At 62.0% G+C, this 17,194-nt stretch carries 14 protein-coding genes; 11 read left to right on the forward strand and 3 right to left on the reverse strand.

Annotated elements, in window-relative coordinates:
- Positions 1–25: 25 nt before the first annotated feature.
- From NPS47_RS18020 to NPS47_RS18040, 5 genes are all read left to right on the forward strand, one after another.
- Positions 26–1,936, forward strand: a complete 1,911-nt coding sequence (locus tag NPS47_RS18020; RefSeq protein ID WP_274296170.1) for an ATP-binding cassette domain-containing protein — start codon at positions 26–28, stop codon at positions 1,934–1,936.
- Positions 1,936–2,523 (forward strand): mechanosensitive ion channel family protein, encoded by a 588-nt coding sequence (locus NPS47_RS18025; RefSeq protein ID WP_038617017.1) that lies wholly within the window; start codon positions 1,936–1,938, stop codon positions 2,521–2,523. Before NPS47_RS18020 ends, NPS47_RS18025 begins: the two co-directional genes overlap by 1 nt.
- Positions 2,524–2,606: 83 nt before the next feature.
- The gene (locus NPS47_RS18030; RefSeq protein WP_274296171.1) at positions 2,607–3,239 is read left to right on the forward strand and encodes a LysE family transporter; all 633 of its coding nucleotides are present in this window, start codon (positions 2,607–2,609) and stop codon (positions 3,237–3,239) included.
- A gap of 234 nt (positions 3,240–3,473) precedes the next feature.
- Complete coding sequence (locus NPS47_RS18035) at positions 3,474–5,372, forward strand: cytochrome c/FTR1 family iron permease (RefSeq protein WP_274296172.1); 1,899 nt, start codon at positions 3,474–3,476, stop codon at positions 5,370–5,372.
- A 60-nt stretch (positions 5,373–5,432) separates the two neighbouring features.
- Positions 5,433–5,894 (forward strand): YaiI/YqxD family protein, encoded by a 462-nt coding sequence (locus NPS47_RS18040; protein WP_274296173.1) that lies wholly within the window; start codon positions 5,433–5,435, stop codon positions 5,892–5,894.
- A gap of 108 nt (positions 5,895–6,002) precedes the next feature.
- Here the strand turns inward: NPS47_RS18040 and elbB are convergent, their stop codons facing one another.
- Complete coding sequence (gene elbB, locus NPS47_RS18045) at positions 6,003–6,677, reverse strand: isoprenoid biosynthesis glyoxalase ElbB (RefSeq protein WP_274296174.1); 675 nt, start codon at positions 6,675–6,677, stop codon at positions 6,003–6,005.
- 134 nt (positions 6,678–6,811) lie between these two features.
- Complete coding sequence (locus tag NPS47_RS18050; RefSeq protein WP_274296175.1) at positions 6,812–7,432, reverse strand: DedA family protein; 621 nt, start codon at positions 7,430–7,432, stop codon at positions 6,812–6,814.
- 207 nt (positions 7,433–7,639) lie between these two features.
- Between NPS47_RS18050 and hemB the strand changes: the two genes are divergently transcribed.
- Both hemB and ppk1 read left to right on the forward strand, forming a co-directional pair.
- Positions 7,640–8,650, forward strand: coding sequence for a porphobilinogen synthase (gene hemB / locus NPS47_RS18055; protein WP_274296176.1), 1,011 nt, complete (start codon positions 7,640–7,642; stop codon positions 8,648–8,650).
- Between the two features lie 79 nt (positions 8,651–8,729).
- Complete coding sequence (gene ppk1 / locus NPS47_RS18060; protein WP_425313527.1) at positions 8,730–10,916, forward strand: polyphosphate kinase 1; 2,187 nt, start codon at positions 8,730–8,732, stop codon at positions 10,914–10,916.
- On the opposite strand, the gene ppx is transcribed toward ppk1, so the two are convergent.
- Positions 10,903–12,405, reverse strand: a complete 1,503-nt coding sequence (gene ppx, locus NPS47_RS18065) for an exopolyphosphatase (protein WP_274296221.1) — start codon at positions 12,403–12,405, stop codon at positions 10,903–10,905. The two genes, ppk1 and ppx, sit on opposite strands and share 14 nt — an antisense overlap.
- 242 nt (positions 12,406–12,647) lie before the next feature.
- Between ppx and trxA the strand changes: the two genes are divergently transcribed.
- From trxA to NPS47_RS18085, 4 genes are all read left to right on the forward strand, one after another.
- On the forward strand, positions 12,648–12,977 hold the full coding sequence (gene trxA / locus NPS47_RS18070) for a thioredoxin TrxA (protein WP_045201042.1): 330 nt from the start codon (positions 12,648–12,650) through the stop codon (positions 12,975–12,977).
- A 229-nt stretch (positions 12,978–13,206) separates the two neighbouring features.
- Complete coding sequence (gene rho, locus NPS47_RS18075) at positions 13,207–14,466, forward strand: transcription termination factor Rho (protein WP_010221159.1); 1,260 nt, start codon at positions 13,207–13,209, stop codon at positions 14,464–14,466.
- 126 nt (positions 14,467–14,592) lie between these two features.
- Positions 14,593–16,059 carry a 4-hydroxy-3-polyprenylbenzoate decarboxylase gene (gene ubiD / locus NPS47_RS18080; RefSeq protein WP_038615731.1) on the forward strand — a complete coding sequence of 489 codons (1,467 nt, stop codon included), beginning with the start codon at positions 14,593–14,595 and terminating at the stop codon, positions 16,057–16,059.
- A complete protein-coding gene (locus tag NPS47_RS18085; RefSeq protein ID WP_274296178.1) occupies positions 16,060–17,028 on the forward strand; it encodes a CDP-6-deoxy-delta-3,4-glucoseen reductase in 969 nt (322 codons plus the stop codon). It abuts the gene before it with no gap.
- Positions 17,029–17,194 lie beyond the last annotated feature (166 nt).

The following is a 17,194-nucleotide window of genomic DNA, read 5'->3' on the forward strand; positions in this document are numbered from 1 at the left end:
GAAGCTGGTAGACTCCGCGGCCATTATGATCAGACTATCGAACCTCACTTTACAGCGTGGTCCCCAGCGCCTGCTAGAAGGCGCTGAGTTGACCCTGCACGCCGGTCACAAGGCCGGCCTGATCGGCGCCAATGGCGCCGGTAAATCCAGCCTGTTCGCCTTGCTGCGCGGTGAGCTGACGCCCGACTCCGGCGACTGTCAGCTGCCGGCCGACTGGCGTATCGCGCACATGCGTCAGGAGGTCGATACCCTCGACCGCCTGGCAGTCGACTATGTACTCGATGGCGACATCCGCCTGCGCAAGGTGCAGGCCGATCTCGCTGCCGCCGAAGCCGCCCATGACGGTACGGCGCTGGCGCGTCTGCACATCGAACTGGACAGCGCCGACGGCTACACCGCCGATGCCCGTGCTCGCAAACTGCTGGCCGGTCTGGGTTTCACCAACGAGCAGATGGACCGCCGCGTCGGCGACTTCTCCGGTGGCTGGCGGATGCGCCTGAACCTGGCCCAGGCGCTGATGTGCCCCTCCGACCTGCTGTTGCTCGATGAACCGACCAACCACCTCGATCTCGATGCGATCCTCTGGCTGGAAGACTGGCTCAAGGGTTATCCGGGCACGCTGTTGCTGATTTCCCACGACCGCGATTTCCTCGATGCGGTGGTCGATCATGTCGCCCATGTCGAGCAGTGCAAGCTGACCCTTTACCGTGGTGGTTACACGGCGTTCGAGCGCACCCGCGCTGAACGTCTGGCGCAGCAGCAACAGGCCTACGAGAAGCAGCAGGCCCAGCGCGCGCACATGGAAAAATACATCGCCCGGTTCAAGGCCCAGGCCACCAAGGCCCGTCAGGCGCAGAGCCGGATCAAGGCCCTGGAGCGCATGGAAGAACTGTCGGCGGCGCATGTCGATTCGCCGTTCGACTTCACCTTCCGCGAGTCGGAGAAAATCTCCAGCCCCTTGCTCGACCTGTCCGAAGGTCGCCTGGGCTATGGCGACAAGACCATCCTCGAGAAGGTCAAGCTGCAGCTCACCCCGGGTGCACGTATCGGCTTGCTGGGCCCCAACGGCGCGGGCAAGTCGACCCTGATCAAGAACCTGGCCGGTGAGCTGGAGCCCTTGAGCGGACGCCTGGTGCGCGGTGAAAACCTTTCGGTGGGCTACTTCGCCCAGCACCAGCTCGACTCGCTGGACAACAAGGCCAGCCCGTTGCTGCACCTGCAGCGCCTGGCCCCGACCGAGCGCGAGCAGACCCTGCGCGACTTCCTTGGCGGCTTCGACTTCCGTGGCGGGCGTATCGACGAGCCGGTGCTGAATTTCTCCGGTGGTGAGAAGGCCCGCCTGGCCCTGGCGTTGATCGCCTGGGAGCGTCCGAACCTGCTGCTGCTCGACGAACCGACCAACCACCTGGATCTGGAAATGCGCCTGGCGCTGACCATGGCGCTGCAGGAGTTCAGCGGTGCGGTGCTGGTGGTGTCCCACGACCGTCACCTGCTCAAGAGCACCACCGATGACTTCCTGCTGGTGGCTGACGGCAAGGTTGAAACGTTCGACGGTGACCTCGACGACTACACCCGTTGGCTGGTCGAGTATCGCCAGCGCAATGCGCCGGTCAGTACGGCGCCGGTCAACGCCGACAAGACCGACAAAAAAGCCCAGCGTCAGGCAGCGGCAGCGCTGCGTCAGCAGTTGGCCCCGCACAAGCGTGAAGCCGACAAGCTGGAGCGCGAGCTGGGTACCCTGCATGAGCAACTGGCCAAGATCGATGCCAGCCTCGGTGACAGTGCTCTCTACGAAGCTGCACGCAAGGATGAGCTGCGCGACTTGCTGGCCCAACAGGCCAAGCTCAAGGTCCGCGAAGCAGAACTGGAAGAAGCCTGGATGGCCGCCCTTGAGCAGCTGGAGACCATGCAGGCGGAGCTGGAGGCGCTGTCTTGATGGCGTCGTTGCAGTTGCCGGTGCCGCCGGAGTGGATTGCACCGTTCTGGCTGGGTTTGCAGATCCTGCTGATCCTCTGCGCTGCATTTGTCCTGCAGCGCCTGGTCGGGCGCTGCCTGAAGCGCCTGGGCGAGCGTTATCCCTTGCCGCCGGAGCTGATGATGCCGGTGCGCGGTGGTCTGCGCTGGCTGATCATGGGCAGTGCGCTGGTGTTCGTGCTCGAGCGTCTGGGCGTGTCCGCCACGGTGCTGTGGACGGCGTTGTCCGGCTTCGTTGCTGTTGCAGCGGTGGCGTTCTTCGCCATGTGGAGTGTGCTGTCGAACCTGCTGTGTGCAGTGCTGATCTTCACCGTCGGGCCGTTTCGCATCGGCGACGTGGTGGAACTGGTCGAGACCATCGACAAGCCCGGGGTGAAAGGGCGGGTGGTGGCCATCAACCTGCTGTTCACGACCCTGATCGAAATGCCCGAAGCCGGTGGCGCGACTGTCCAGGTGCCCAACAGCCAGTTTTTCCAGAAGTCGGTCAGGCGCTGGCGTGGGGCCGAGATCGTGCCGCTGGTGGGTGAAGACAAAATCGTCGGGAAATGATCGGCCGCTGAAAAAAACCGTGGTTATTTTTTCGCCAGCGCACTAGCTTAGAGCTTTGTAACAAGCTATGGCCGAGGTGTGCGATGTCGTTGGAAACGTGGTTGGCATTTTTTGCCGCTTGCTGGGTGATCAGTCTCTCACCGGGCGCCGGGGCGATTGCCTCGATGTCCTGTGGCCTGCAGTACGGCTTCTGGCGCGGCTACTGGAACGCCCTGGGCCTGCAGCTGGGCCTGGTGCTGCAGATTGCGATCATTGCTGCCGGCGTTGGCGCCATCCTCGCAGCGTCCGCTACCGCGTTCCAGGTGATCAAATGGTTCGGCGTTGCCTACCTGGTCTACCTGGCAGTCAAACAGTGGCGCGCCTTGCCGGCCGACATCAGCGACGAGTCTGCCGTGCGGCCCATCGGCAAGCCGCTGAGTCTGGTGTTCCGCGGCTTTCTGGTCAACGTCAGCAACCCTAAAGCGCTGATCTTCATGCTGGCGGTGCTGCCGCAGTTCATCAACCCGCAAGCACCGCTGTTGCCTCAGTACCTGATCATTACGGCGACCATGGTGACCGTGGACCTGCTGGTCATGGCCGGATACACCGGTCTGGCGGCGCGGGTGCTGCGTTTGCTGCGCACACCCAAGCAGCAGCGGCGGATGAACCGTACCTTTGCCGGATTGTTCCTCGGCGCTGCGACCTTGCTCGCGACGATTCGCCGGGCGCCGGTCTAAGTTTGGATGAGTTCTCGGTGGGAGCGGGCTTGCCCGCGATAGCGATCTGTCAGTCACATCGCCTCGCGGGGCAAGCCCGCTCCCACAGTGAAAAAAAGGCGACCTCAGGGTCGCCTTTTTTGTGCTCGAGATGAAATTGTCACTAATTTTTACTGAGATTGCCGCGCAAACCTTGAGCGATCGCCATTGGAAGTGAACAATGCAATACCTCGCATTGTTATTTGAGATTGGCTCATGATTCCCCGTTCCCGCTTGCTCGCCTGGTTGCTCTGGCCAGTGCTGGCACTGAGTAGTTCTGTGCTGCTGGCCGACACAGTCGAAAACGCCGCCAAGGCCTTGCACCTGCTCGACTACATCGGTGCCGACTACCCGGCGACGGTCGAGGCGGGCAAGGTGGTGGACGACGGCGAATACCGCGAGCAGCTGGAGTTCACGGATGTGCTGCAAGGCCTGATCGGTGGCTTGCCCGCCCGTGCCGAGCAGCAAGCGCTGGAGCAGGGCGTGGTCAGCCTGCGTGAGGCGATCAATCAGCGCCAGGACGGTGCCAGCGTCGCGCGTCAGGCCCGCCAGCTCGGTGCGCAGCTGGCAGTCGCCTATGAAGTCAGCCAGGCCCCTGTCATCACCCCGGACCCTTCTCGCGGGGCACCGCTGTATGCCCAGCACTGCTCGGTCTGCCATGGCGATAGCGGTGCCGGTGACGGCCCGGCGGGGGTAGGCCTGGAGCCACCGCCGGCCAACCTGCGCAGCAGCGAGCGCCTGGCCCGGCTGAGCCTGTACGACCTCTACAACACCTTGGGGCAGGGCATCGAAGGCACCGACATGCCGTCCTTTGCCGATCAGCTCGACGAACGTCAGCGCTGGGACCTGGCCACCTATGTCGCCAGCTTCACCGCAGATCCGGCCCAGGCCAAGGGCGAAACGACCTATAACCTCGCGGATCTGGCACGTCAGACGCCGCTGGAAGTTGAAGCGGCGCAAGGACTGGAAGCGGCGGCGGTTTTCCGTGCACAGCGCGCCCAACCGCCGCAGGTGCAGCGTGGCCCGGCGCAATTGCTGGACTACACCGCCAACACCCTGGACAAGAGCCTGGCGGCCTACCAGAGCGGTGACCACGAGCAGGCCTATGACCTGTCGGTAGCGGCCTACCTGGAAGGCTTCGAGCTGGTCGAAAGCTCCCTCGACAACGTCGATACCAACGTGCGCAAAGACACAGAAAAGTCGCTTATGGCCTACCGCCAGTCGCTGCAGGATGGCTTGCCGCTTGAGCAGGTCAGCCAGCGTCTGCAAGCTGCCAAGGCGAAACTCAAGGAAGCCGCCGATTTGCTCGGTGGTGATGGCCTGAGCTGGTCACTGAGCTACATTTCCGGCCTGCTGATCCTGCTGCGCGAAGGCCTGGAAGCCATTCTGGTGCTGGCGGCCATTCTCGCCTTCCTGCGCAACACCGGCCAGCAGTCGGCGGTGCGTAGCGTTAACATTGGCTGGGGCCTGGCGTTGCTGGCCGGTTTCGGTACCTGGGCCCTGGCGGCGTATGTCATCGATGTCGGCGGCGCGCAGCGCGAACTGCTGGAAGGCTGCACGGCGCTGTTCGCCAGTGTCATGGTGCTGTGGCTGGGCGTGTGGATGCACGATCGCCGGCACGCGGCGGCCTGGCAGAATTACATCAAGAGCAGCCTGGTCAGCGGTGGCGGGCGCTTCGGCTTTGCCTTGCTGGCGTTCTTCTCGGTTTACCGCGAGCTGTTCGAAGTGATTCTGTTCTACGAAACGCTGTGGTTGCAGGCCGGGCCTGGCGGGCATCAGGCGGTACTGGCCGGTGGCGCTACGGCGCTGGTGCTGCTGGTGGGGCTGGCCTGGGTGATCCTGCGCGGTTCGGCGAAGCTGCCGCTGGCGCTGTTCTTCAGCATCAACGCGGCATTGTTGTGTGCATTGTCGGTGGTGTTTGCCGGTCACGGGGTCAAGGCCCTGCAGGAGGCCGGGGTGTTCGGTACCCGTCCGGTGGCCTTCTTTGACTTCGACTGGCTGGGCATCCACGCCGATGCCTACTCGCTGGCGGCGCAAGTGGTGGCCTTGCTGGCCATTGCGATTCTCTACGGACGCAGCCGTCTGGCCGAGAAACGCCGGGTATCAGCGGGCTGAATTGAAGCCGGGCGGGCGAGCAGGGATACTGTCCGCCCGTATTCGTTGGAAGCTGTTGTCATGCGTATCTGGATCGATGCCGATGCCTGCCCCAAGGCAGCCAAGGATCAGGTCGTCAAATTTGCCCTGAAACGCCAGCTGGAGGTGGTGCTGGTGGCCGGGCAGAGCCAGATCAAACCGGCGTTCACCTGCGTCAGGTTGATCGTCGTGCCCAGCGGGCCGGATGCTGCCGACGATTATCTGGTCGAGCATGCGCTGCCGGGTGAGCTGGTGATCTGCAGCGATGTGCCGTTGGCCGACAGGCTGGTCAAGAAAGGCGTGGCCTGCCTTGATCCGCGTGGACGAGAGTTTGACGAACGCAACATGGGCGAACGCCTGGCGGTGCGTAACCTGTTCACCGACCTGCGTGAACAGGGGCAGGTCGGTGGTGGGCAGGCGCCCTATGGTGATCGCGAGAAGCAGGCCTTCGCCAACTCCCTGGACCGCATCCTCACGCGGCTGGCGCGCGAGTTTCCGGGCTGATTGAAACCATTGTGGGAGCCGGCCTTGCCGGCGATGAGGCCAGTGTGGACCCATCGCTGGCAAAGCCAGCTCCCACAGAAGGGGTGTTCACTGCTTCTGGTGGCCGATTCAATCGTTCTCGTGAGTCAGTTCCAGCACCCGGTCAACCAGCTTGTAGATACCGCCAGCCGCTTCGCTGATCGACTGCGCGAGCATGTAGGCCGGAGTGCTGACCAGCTTGCGCTGGGTATCTTCGACGATGTCATGGACATCGCACTCTTCGTGGGTGGCGCCCATCTTGACGATCGCTGAACTGGTGCCGGCATCGTTGCCGATGGTGCAAACCACGCCAGGGCCGTAGATCTTCGCCGCCAGGGCAGGGGAGATGCAGATCAGGCCGACCGGTTTGCCGGCTTCGGCGAAGGCTTCTGCCAGGCTCAGCACGTCCGGGTGGACGCTGCAGCCCGGGCCTTCAACGGCAAAGTTGGAGAGGTTTTTCGCCGCGCCAAAGCCACCCGGCACGATCAGGGCGTCAAAGTCCTTGGCATCGGCTTCACGCAGATCCTTGATATTGCCGCGGGCGATACGCGCCGACTCCACCAGGACGTTGCGCGATTCGGGCATTTCTTCGCCGGTCAGGTGATCGATTACATGCATCTGCGCAATGTTCGGCGCAAAGCACTGCACCTGGGCGCCACGCTGGTCGAGGCGCAACAGGGTGATCACGCTCTCGTGGATTTCGGCGCCGTCATAGACACCACAGCCGGAAAGAATTACTGCAACTTTTTTTGAGGTCATGCCCATTACTCCCGTGTCGAGGCGCTGAATGGCCTCTAAATTGGCAGATGTCCAATCACCACGTCCACTCTCTCAGTGTCCTTGGTCGTTGGATGCGCTTTTCAGGAAGAGGTTCTGGGCGTGCCTGCCGTGGCGCGGAGTTATGGCCGGTCACTGTCCTGGTCGGCTGCGCGCTGTTCGGCCTCGATGGCCGCCGCTTCCTTGCGGGCAACACGTGCGGCCTTGAAGCGCCGGCGCAGCCACAGCAGGCCGCCGAAGGCCAGCAGGCCGCCGAGCACCCATAGCTCGTACTTTTTCACGTTGCCCAGCAGGCCTTCGAGAATGGCACCGAAGTGATAGGCCGCGGCACCCAGGGCCAGGGCCCAGACCGCCGCGCCGATGCCGTTGAGCAGCAGGTAGCGGCGCGGTGGGTAGCCGGACAGGCCGATGGCCACGGGCATGACCGTGCGCAGGCCGTAGACGAAGCGGAAACTCAAAACCCAGATATCCGGATGGCGGCGGATGTGCTCCAGCGCCCGGTCGCCCATCAGCTGCCAGCGCGGTTTGCGCGCCAGCAGTTTGCGCCCGTGCTTGCGCCCCATGAAGTACCACAGCTGGTCACCGGCATAGCTGCCGAAGAAGGCCACCAGGCACACCAGGTTGATATCCATGTATCCGCGGAACGCAAGGAAGCCGGCGAGAACCAGGATGGTCTCACCTTCGAAAAATGTGCCGAGAAAAAGGGCAAAGTAACCAAAATCCTGCAGGAATTGTTGGAGCATTTTCTGGGTGCTGGCGAAATGAACGCGCAGCCTAACCCTTCGTGGCCGTTGGGGAAAGTATCCAAATGTGTCTCGACGTTAACATTTCCTCCAAGGACAATGACTGCGTCCTCAAGTCGCAGGGTTGTCCCAGGCTGTCATTCAAGCGTCATAATGGCCGCTTATAACTGTCGCGCTCGCCCGCCTGCGCGGGCTCAGGAGTCTGCCGTGAGCTTTACCCCCGCTAACCGTTTGTTTCCTGCCACCCGTCTGCGTCGCAACCGTCGTGACGATTTCTCCCGTCGTCTGGTACGCGAAAACGTGCTGACCGTCGATGACCTGATCTACCCGGTGTTTGTCCTCGATGGCGAAAACCGCCGTGAGGAAGTTGCCTCGATGCCGGGTGTCGAGCGTCTGAGCATCGACCTGTTGCTGGAAGCGGCGCAAGAGTGGGTGAAGCTGGGGATTCCAGCCCTGGCCCTGTTCCCGGTGACACCGACCGAGAAAAAATCCCTCGACGGTGCCGAAGCCTGGAACCCGGACGGTATCGCCCAGCGTGCCACCCGCGCCCTGCGTGAGCGCTTCCCGGAGCTGGGGGTGATCACCGACGTTGCCCTGGACCCGTTCACCACCCATGGTCAGGACGGTATTCTCGACGAAGAAGGCTACGTACAGAACGACATTACCGTCGATGCCCTGGTACGTCAGGCCCTGTCCCATGCTGAAGCCGGTGCCCAGGTGGTAGCCCCTTCGGACATGATGGACGGCCGCATCCAGGCCATCCGCGAAGCCCTGGAGCTGGCAGGTCACGTCAACGTGCGTATCATGGCTTATTCGGCCAAGTACGCCAGCGCCTACTATGGCCCGTTCCGCGATGCGGTCGGCTCGGCCCTGAACCTGGGAAAGGCCAACAAGGCCTCCTACCAGATGGACCCGGCCAACAGCCACGAAGCCCTGCATGAAGTGGCTGCGGACCTGGCCGAAGGCGCCGACATGGTCATGGTCAAGCCAGGTATGCCGTATCTGGATATCCTTTATCGGGTCAAGGATGAATTCAAGGTCCCGACCTTTGTCTATCAAGTCAGTGGCGAATACGCCATGCACATGGCCGCGATCCAGAACGGCTGGCTCAGTGAAGGAGTGATCCTGGAATCCCTCACGGCCTTCAAACGGGCAGGAGCTGATGGCATCCTGACCTATTTCGCTGTTCGCGCTGCTCAATTGATGAGAGGGCAGTAACGCCCTTCAGGAACGCCAGATGAATAACGAAGTACTCAGTGATATCGAGATGAAGCAAGCCCAGCCCGTGCCGGAGCAGATGCTCGAAACGCCGCCGGAGCCTGCTGCAGTGCCAGAGCCTGTGGCCGAGGTCGAGGCGCCTGCGCCTGCGCCCGCCCCGGTGGTGGCGGCACCGGCTATCGCTATTCCCGGTCTGGATGACAGCAGTCTCTACATTCACCGCGAGTTGTCCCAGCTGCAGTTCAATATCCGTGTGCTGGAACAGGCACTGGATGAGAGCTACCCGCTGCTGGAGCGGCTGAAGTTCCTGCTGATCTTTTCCAGCAACCTGGATGAGTTCTTCGAAATTCGTGTGGCGGGCCTGAAGAAGCAGATCACCTTTGCCCGTGAACAGGCCGGCGCTGACGGCCTGCAGCCGCACCAGGCACTGGCGCGGATCAGTGAAGTGGTACACAGCGAGGTTCATCGCCAGTACGCGATCCTCAACGATGTGCTGCTGCCGGAGCTGGAAAAACACCAGATCCGCTTTATCCGCCGCCGTCACTGGAACACCAAGCTCAAGACCTGGGTGCGGCGCTTCTTCCGCGACGAGATCGCGCCGATCATTACTCCGATCGGCCTCGATCCGACGCACCCGTTCCCGTTGCTGGTGAACAAGAGCCTTAACTTTATCGTCGAGCTGGAAGGCGTCGATGCCTTCGGCCGCGACTCCGGTCTGGCGATCATTCCGGCGCCACGCCTGTTGCCGCGGGTGATCAAGGTGCCGGAGGATGTCTGTGGTCCTGGCGACAACTACGTGTTCCTCTCGTCGATGATCCACGCCCACGCCGATGATCTGTTCCAGGGCATGAAGGTCAAGGGTTGCTACCAGTTCCGTCTGACCCGTAACGCCGACCTGGCGCTGGACTCCGAAGACGTCGAAGACCTGGCCCGGGCCCTGCGTGGCGAGCTGTTCTCGCGCCGTTATGGCGATGCCGTGCGCCTGGAAGTCGCCGACACCTGCCCCAAACACCTCTCGGACTACCTGCTCAAGCAGTTCAGCCTGAGTGAAAGCGAGCTGTACCAGGTCAATGGCCCGGTCAACCTGACCCGGCTGTTCAGCATCACCAGCCTGGACAGTCACCCTGAGTTGCAATACACGCCGTTCACACCAGCGATCCCCAAGCTGTTGCAGAACGCCGAGAATATTTTCAGTGTGGTTGGCAAGCAGGACATCCTGCTCATGCACCCCTTCGAGTCGTTCACGCCGGTGGTCGATCTGCTGCGCCAGGCCGCCAAGGACCCGCATGTCCTGGCCGTGCGCCAGACCCTGTACCGCAGCGGTGCCAACTCGGAGATCGTCGACGCACTGGTCGATGCGGCGCGTAACGGCAAGGAGGTCACTGCGGTGATCGAATTGCGTGCGCGTTTTGACGAAGAGTCCAACCTGCAGCTGGCCAGCCGTCTGCAAGCCGCCGGTGCGGTGGTGATCTATGGTGTGGTCGGTTTCAAGACCCACGCCAAGATGATGCTGATCCTGCGTCGCGAGGCCGGCGAGATTGTGCGCTACGCACACCTGGGTACCGGCAACTACCACGCCGGTAACGCGCGTCTGTACACCGACTACAGCCTGCTGACCTCCGACGACGCCCTGTGTGAAGACGTCGGCAAGCTGTTCAGTCAGTTGATCGGCATGGGCAAGACCCTGCGCATGAAGAAGCTGCTGCACGCACCGTTTACCCTGAAGAAGGGCATGCTCGACATGATCGCGCGGGAAACCCAGTTTGCCCTGGAGGGCAAGCCGGCGCACATCATCGCCAAGTTCAACTCGCTGACCGATCCGAAGATCATCCGCGCCTTGTACAAGGCCAGTCAGTCAGGCGTGCGTATCGATCTGGTGGTGCGCGGCATGTGCTGTCTGCGTCCGGGGATTGCCGGGGTCTCGCACAACATTCAGGTGCGTTCGATCATTGGCCGCTTCCTCGAGCACACGCGGGTGTTCTACTTCCTCAACGGCGGCGAGGAGCAGATGTTCCTGTCCAGTGCCGACTGGATGGAGCGCAACCTCGACAAGCGGGTCGAGACCTGCTTCCCGGTCGAGGGCAAGAAGCTGATCCTGCGGGTGAAGAAGGAGCTGGAAGGGTACCTGACCGACAACACCCACGCCTGGATCCTGCAACCGGACGGCCGCTACGTGCGCAGCACGCCGACCGGCAACCAGAACCCGCGCAGTGCCCAGGCCGCTCTGCTCGAGCGCCTGAGCAACCCGGTCCTCAGCGTACGCTGAGGACGAAGCCGACCCGGGTCAGCCACTCGGCCTCCAGGCCGAAGTCGGCCTGGGTCAGCTGATTCTCTTCCAGCCAGCCGGCCGGGAACTCGACATCCAGGCTATCGCCGTTGGCGTGCAGGGTCACTGTCGGCATCTGCTGGGTGCCGCGGATGTGGTGGAACAGGATCGCAAAGCGCAGCAGCACGCACAGACGAATCAGTTTGACGCCTTCGTCGCCGAATTCGGCGAACTTGTCCTTGGGAATGTTTCGGCGGTGGCCGCGCACCAGCAGGGCGAGCATCTGCTGGTCTTCGCGGGAGAAGCCGGCCAGGTCGGAGTGCTCGATCAGGTAGGCGCCGTGCTTGTGGTAGTGATAGTGGGCGATATCCAGGCCCACTTCATGCACCTTGGCCGCCCAGCCGAGCAGTTCACGCCAGATACCGTCTTCCAGGTCCCAGGCCTTGGCCACCTGGTCGAAGGCGTGCAGGGCTTTGCGCTCGACCCGGGCCGCCTGGCCCTGATCGACGTGGTAACGCTCCATCAGCGAGGTCAGGGTACGTTCACGCACGTCTTCATGGTGATGGCGGCCGAGCAGGTCGTACAGCACGCCTTCGCGCAGGGCACCGTCGCAGTGGTCCATGCGCTGCAGTTCCAGCGCATCGAAAATCGCTTCCATGATCGCCAGGCCCGCCGGGAAGATCGCCCGGCGGTCCGGTTTGACGCCGTCGAAATCAATCTTGTCGGTTTCGCCCAGCTTGAACAGCTTGCGCTTGAGCCAGGCCAGGCCCTCGGCGTTGACCTCGCCGCTGCCCATGCCGCCTGACTTGAGCGCCAGGCCGATGGCGCGGATGGTCCCGGAGGAGCCGATGGCTTCGTCCCAGGTCAGGCGGTGCAGGGCGTTTTCGATGCTCATCAGTTCCAGGCGCGCCGCGGTATAGGCCTGGGCGTAGCGCGCCGGGGTGATCTTGCCGTCGCGGAAGTAGCGCTGGGTGTAGCTGACGCAGCCCATTTGCAGGCTCTCGCGCAGCAACGGCTCGAAGCGCTGGCCAATGATGAATTCGGTACTGCCGCCGCCGATATCGGCGACCAGGCGTTTGCCGGGGGTATCGGCCAGGGTGTGGGAAACGCCGAGGTAGATCAGGCGAGCTTCCTCACGACCGGAAATGACTTCGACCGGGTGGCCGAGAATTTCTTCGGCGCGGCGGATGAACTCGCCGCGGTTGCGCGCCTCGCGCAGGGCGTTGGTGCCGACAATGCGCACGGCGCCATCGGGCATGCCGCTGATCAGCTGGGCGAAGCGCTTGAGGCAATCGAGGCCGCGTTGCATCGACTCTTCGTTGAGCTGGCGCTCTTCGTTGATGCCGGCGGCCAGCTGAACCTTCTCCCCGAGCCGCTCAAGAATGCGGATCTCGGTATGGTGGGCCTTGGCCACAACCATATGGAAACTGTTGGAGCCCAGGTCAATGGCAGCGATCAAGGACAGATTCTTGGCTGGGGTTTGCGGCATGGTCATGGTTTCTCGGTCGATAACCCGGCAATCCTGCCACGATCCACGGCTGACGCCAACGCGCAGCGTATCAAGGCTTGATGTGGGGCAGGTTGATGGAGGAAATATGACTTTCCTGTGAGCGCACCGATATGCGCGGTCATGCACAACTATAGTTACACTCAATCGTCCGTGACTTCCTGTAAGTCGCCGGTGCGGCTATGATGGGCCACGTTTTTTTGCTTACGACCTTGGAGACTTCCATGAGCAGCGATCTTATCAAACACGTCACTGACGCCACCTTCGAAGCCGAAGTCCTGAAGGCTGAAGGCCCGGTGCTGGTCGACTACTGGGCTGAATGGTGCGGCCCTTGCAAAATGATCGCTCCGGTTCTGGACGACATCGCCGCTACCTACCAGGGCAAACTGACCGTCGCCAAGCTGAATATCGACGACAACCAGGAAACCCCGGCCAAGCACGGCGTGCGTGGCATCCCGACGCTGATGCTGTTCAAGAACGGCAACGTCGAGGCCACCAAGGTCGGCGCACTGTCCAAGTCTCAGCTGGCAGCCTTCCTGGACGCCAATATCTGAGTGAAAAAAGCCCCGCATTCGCCGGGGCTTTTCTTTGTCGGGTGACTAGACGGCAGAAAAAGCAGGTGTTACATTCGGCCTCGCACTGTTTCTTCGGTGCCCTCTGCACGCCGTCGCCGACGCATCCCTAATTCGAATCAGTACGCGATCCTGTCGCCTTCTCTGCGGCGCGGCTTCATTAAGCCAGAAGCTTAATTTCCCCTTCTTACATGATTACGTCACTCCCCTTATGAACCTGACTGAACTCAAGCAAAAGCCGATTACCGATCTGCTCGAAATGGCCGAACAGATGGGCATAGAAAATATGGCCCGTTCGCGCAAGCAAGATGTGATTTTCTCCCTGTTGAAAAAGCATGCGAAAAGCGGCGAGGAAATCTCCGGTGACGGCGTGCTGGAGATTCTCCAGGACGGCTTCGGCTTCTTGCGCTCGGCGGATGCTTCCTACCTGGCCGGCCCGGACGACATCTATGTCTCGCCAAGCCAGATCCGCCGTTTCAACCTGCGCACCGGCGACACCATCGTCGGCAAGATCCGCCCGCCAAAAGAAGGCGAGCGTTACTTCGCCCTGCTGAAAGTCGACACCATCAACTTCGACCGGCCGGAAAACGCGAAGAACAAGATTCTGTTCGAAAACCTGACGCCGCTGTTCCCTAACGAGCGCCTGAAGATGGAAGCCGGTAACGGTTCCACCGAAGACCTCACCGGCCGGGTGATCGACCTCTGCGCCCCGATCGGTAAAGGCCAGCGTGGTTTGATCGTTGCACCGCCAAAAGCGGGCAAGACCATCATGCTGCAGAACATCGCGGCGAACATTACCCGTAACAACCCCGAGTGCCACCTGATCGTTCTGCTGATCGACGAGCGCCCGGAAGAAGTGACCGAAATGCAGCGCACCGTGCGCGGCGAAGTGGTTGCCTCGACCTTCGACGAGCCACCAACCCGCCACGTGCAGGTTGCCGAAATGGTCATCGAGAAGGCCAAGCGCCTGGTTGAGCACAAGAAAGACGTGGTCATCCTGCTCGACTCGATCACCCGTCTGGCACGTGCCTACAACACCGTGATCCCGAGCTCCGGCAAGGTTCTGACCGGTGGTGTCGATGCTCACGCCCTGGAGAAGCCAAAGCGTTTCTTCGGTGCTGCGCGTAACATCGAAGAAGGCGGCTCGCTGACCATCATCGCCACCGCACTGGTTGAAACCGGTTCGAAGATGGACGAAGTGATCTACGAAGAGTTCAAGGGCACCGGCAACATGGAACTGCCGCTGGACCGCAAGATCGCCGAGAAGCGTGTGTTCCCGGCCATCAACATCAACCGTTCGGGTACCCGTCGCGAAGAGCTGCTGACCGCCGACGACGAGCTGCAGCGCATGTGGATCCTGCGCAAGCTGCTGCACCCGATGGATGAAGTAGCGGCCATCGAGTTCCTGGTCGACAAGCTCAAGCAGACCAAGACCAACGACGAGTTCTTCTTGTCGATGAAGCGCAAGTAAACGAGTGCGTTGCGCAAAAGCCGGGGCAACCCGGCTTTTTGCTATCTGTACTTTGGCTATTCAGGCCGGCCGGGTTAGGCGATACACTTTGCACCCCGACCGGTACGGCGAATACGAGGCTTTTGCATGCAGTATCGCGATTTGCGCGACTTTATCCGTGGCCTGGAACAGCGCGGCGAACTCAAGCGCATCCAGGTTCCGATCTCTCCAGTCCTGGAAATGACCGAAGTCTGCGACCGCACCCTGCGCGCCAAAGGCCCGGCGCTTCTGTTCGAAAAGCCCACGGGCTTCGACATTCCGGTGCTCGGCAACCTGTTTGGCACCCCGGAGCGGGTGGCCATGGGCATGGGCGCCGAGTCGGTCAGCGAGCTGCGCGAAATCGGCAAGCTGCTGGCCTTCCTCAAGGAGCCTGAGCCGCCCAAGGGCCTCAAGGATGCCTGGTCGAAGCTGCCGATCTTCAAGAAGGTCGTGTCGATGGCGCCGAAAGTGGTCAAGGATGCGGCTTGCCACGAAGTGGTCATCGAAGGCGACGACGTCGATCTGGGCATGTTGCCGGTGCAGCATTGCTGGCCGGGCGACGTCGCGCCGCTGATCACCTGGGGCCTGACCGTGACCCGCGGGCCGAACAAAGAGCGTCAGAACCTGGGGATCTACCGCCAGCAGGTGATCGGCCGCAACAAGGTGATCATGCGCTGGCTCAGCCACCGCGGCGGCGCCCTGGACTATCGCGAGTGGTGCGAGAAGCACCCGGGCCAGCCGTTTCCGGTCTCCGTGGCCCTCGGCGCGGACCCGGCGACCATCCTTGGCGCGGTAACCCCGGTGCCCGACACCCTGTCCGAGTACGCCTTCGCCGGCCTGTTGCGCGGCAACCGTACCGAGCTGGTCAAGTGCCGTGGCAATGACCTGCAGGTGCCGGCCACCGCCGAGATCATCCTCGAGGGTGTGATTCATCCGGGCGAAATGGCCCCGGAAGGCCCGTACGGCGACCACACTGGCTACTACAACGAAGTCGACAGCTTCCCGGTGTTCACCGTCGAGCGCATCACCCACCGCAAGAATCCGATCTACCACAGCACCTACACCGGCCGTCCGCCTGATGAGCCGGCGATCCTCGGTGTGGCGCTCAACGAAGTTTTCGTGCCGATCCTGCAGAAGCAGTTCCCGGAAATCACCGACTTCTATCTGCCACCGGAAGGCTGCTCCTACCGCATGGCGGTGGTGACCATGAAGAAGCAGTATCCGGGGCACGCCAAGCGCGTCATGCTCGGGGTCTGGTCGTTTTTGCGACAGTTCATGTACACCAAGTTCGTTATTGTCACCGACGACGACATCAATGCCCGGGACTGGAACGATGTGATCTGGGCGATTACCACGCGCATGGACCCCAAGCGCGATACGGTGATGATCGACAACACCCCGATCGACTACCTGGACTTCGCTTCGCCGATTTCCGGCCTGGGCTCGAAGATGGGCCTGGACGCGACGAACAAGTGGCCGGGAGAAACCAGCCGTGAATGGGGACGGGTCATCGTCAAGGATGAAGCTGTCACCCGGCGGATCGATGAGCTGTGGAACCAGTTGGGAATAGACTAAATGCAGGTAACCTTGCAGCCGTCCGGGGCGGTGTTGGCGCTCAACCCCGGCGAACGGATTCTGGATGGGGCGCGACGTCTTGGTTACGACTGCCCGCAGAGCTGCCGCAATGGCAACTGCCACGTCTGCGCGGCGTTGCTGGTGGAAGGACGGGTGCGTCAGGACGGGCAGGAGCGTGACCATGGCGAGCTGTTCACCTGCATCGCCGAACCGCTGGAGGACTGTGTCTTGTTATGGGATGGTGTGCTCGCGTTAGGCGAGTTGCCAGTACGGACACTGGCCTGTCAGTTGAGCGAGTGCGTCGAGGTCGGTGGCGACGTCTGGCGGGTGCGCCTGCGCGCGCCAGCGGGCAAGCTGCCGCGTTACCACGCTGGGCAGTACCTGATGATCGAACGCGAAGCGGGCGACAAGGCGGCCTTCTCCCTGGCCTCGGCACCCCACAGCGGGCGCGACCTTGAGCTGCATGTACTGGCCCGCGAGAACAGTGCGGTGGCATTGATCGCCCAGTTGCAACGCAACGGTATGGCGCGACTCGAGATGCCGTTTGGCGATGCGCACCTGGCCGAGCTGCCCGATGGCCCGCTGGTGCTGATTGCCGCAGGCACCGGCATGGCGCAAATGCACAGCCTGATCGAGCATTGCCGGGCCCAGGGCTTCAAGCACCCGGTTCATCTGTACTGGGGTGTGCGCCTGCCGGAAGACTTCTATCAGATCGAGCATTGGGCCGAATGGGAGCAGTTGCCGAACCTGTTCCTGCACAAAGTGGTCAGTGACCTGTGTGGCTGGGAAGGGCGCTGCGGGATGCTACATGAAGCGGTCTGCGAGGATCTGAACGATCTGGCAGGTGTGCACGTCTATGCCAGCGGTTCGCCCAATATGATCTATGCCACCCTTGATGCACTGGTCGAAGCCGGAATGGACGCTCACCAGATGCGCGCTGATGTCTTCGCTTATGCCCCTCGCGGTTGAATGACGGAATAAGGCACGCTGCAATAGCGTGCCGGTTTAATAACTGCCGTTGTTTGTGCCGGGCATAAGGCAATTATTATTGCCGGCAGCGTAAATAACTTTCGCTACACTTGGAATAACACCCGGCTGTTCGCTCAAAGCCTTGCTGCAGGGCGCTTCCGGGGTG

This window comes from Pseudomonas putida (genome assembly GCF_028682475.1).
Classification (GTDB): Bacteria; Pseudomonadota; Gammaproteobacteria; order Pseudomonadales; family Pseudomonadaceae; genus Aquipseudomonas; species Aquipseudomonas putida_AG.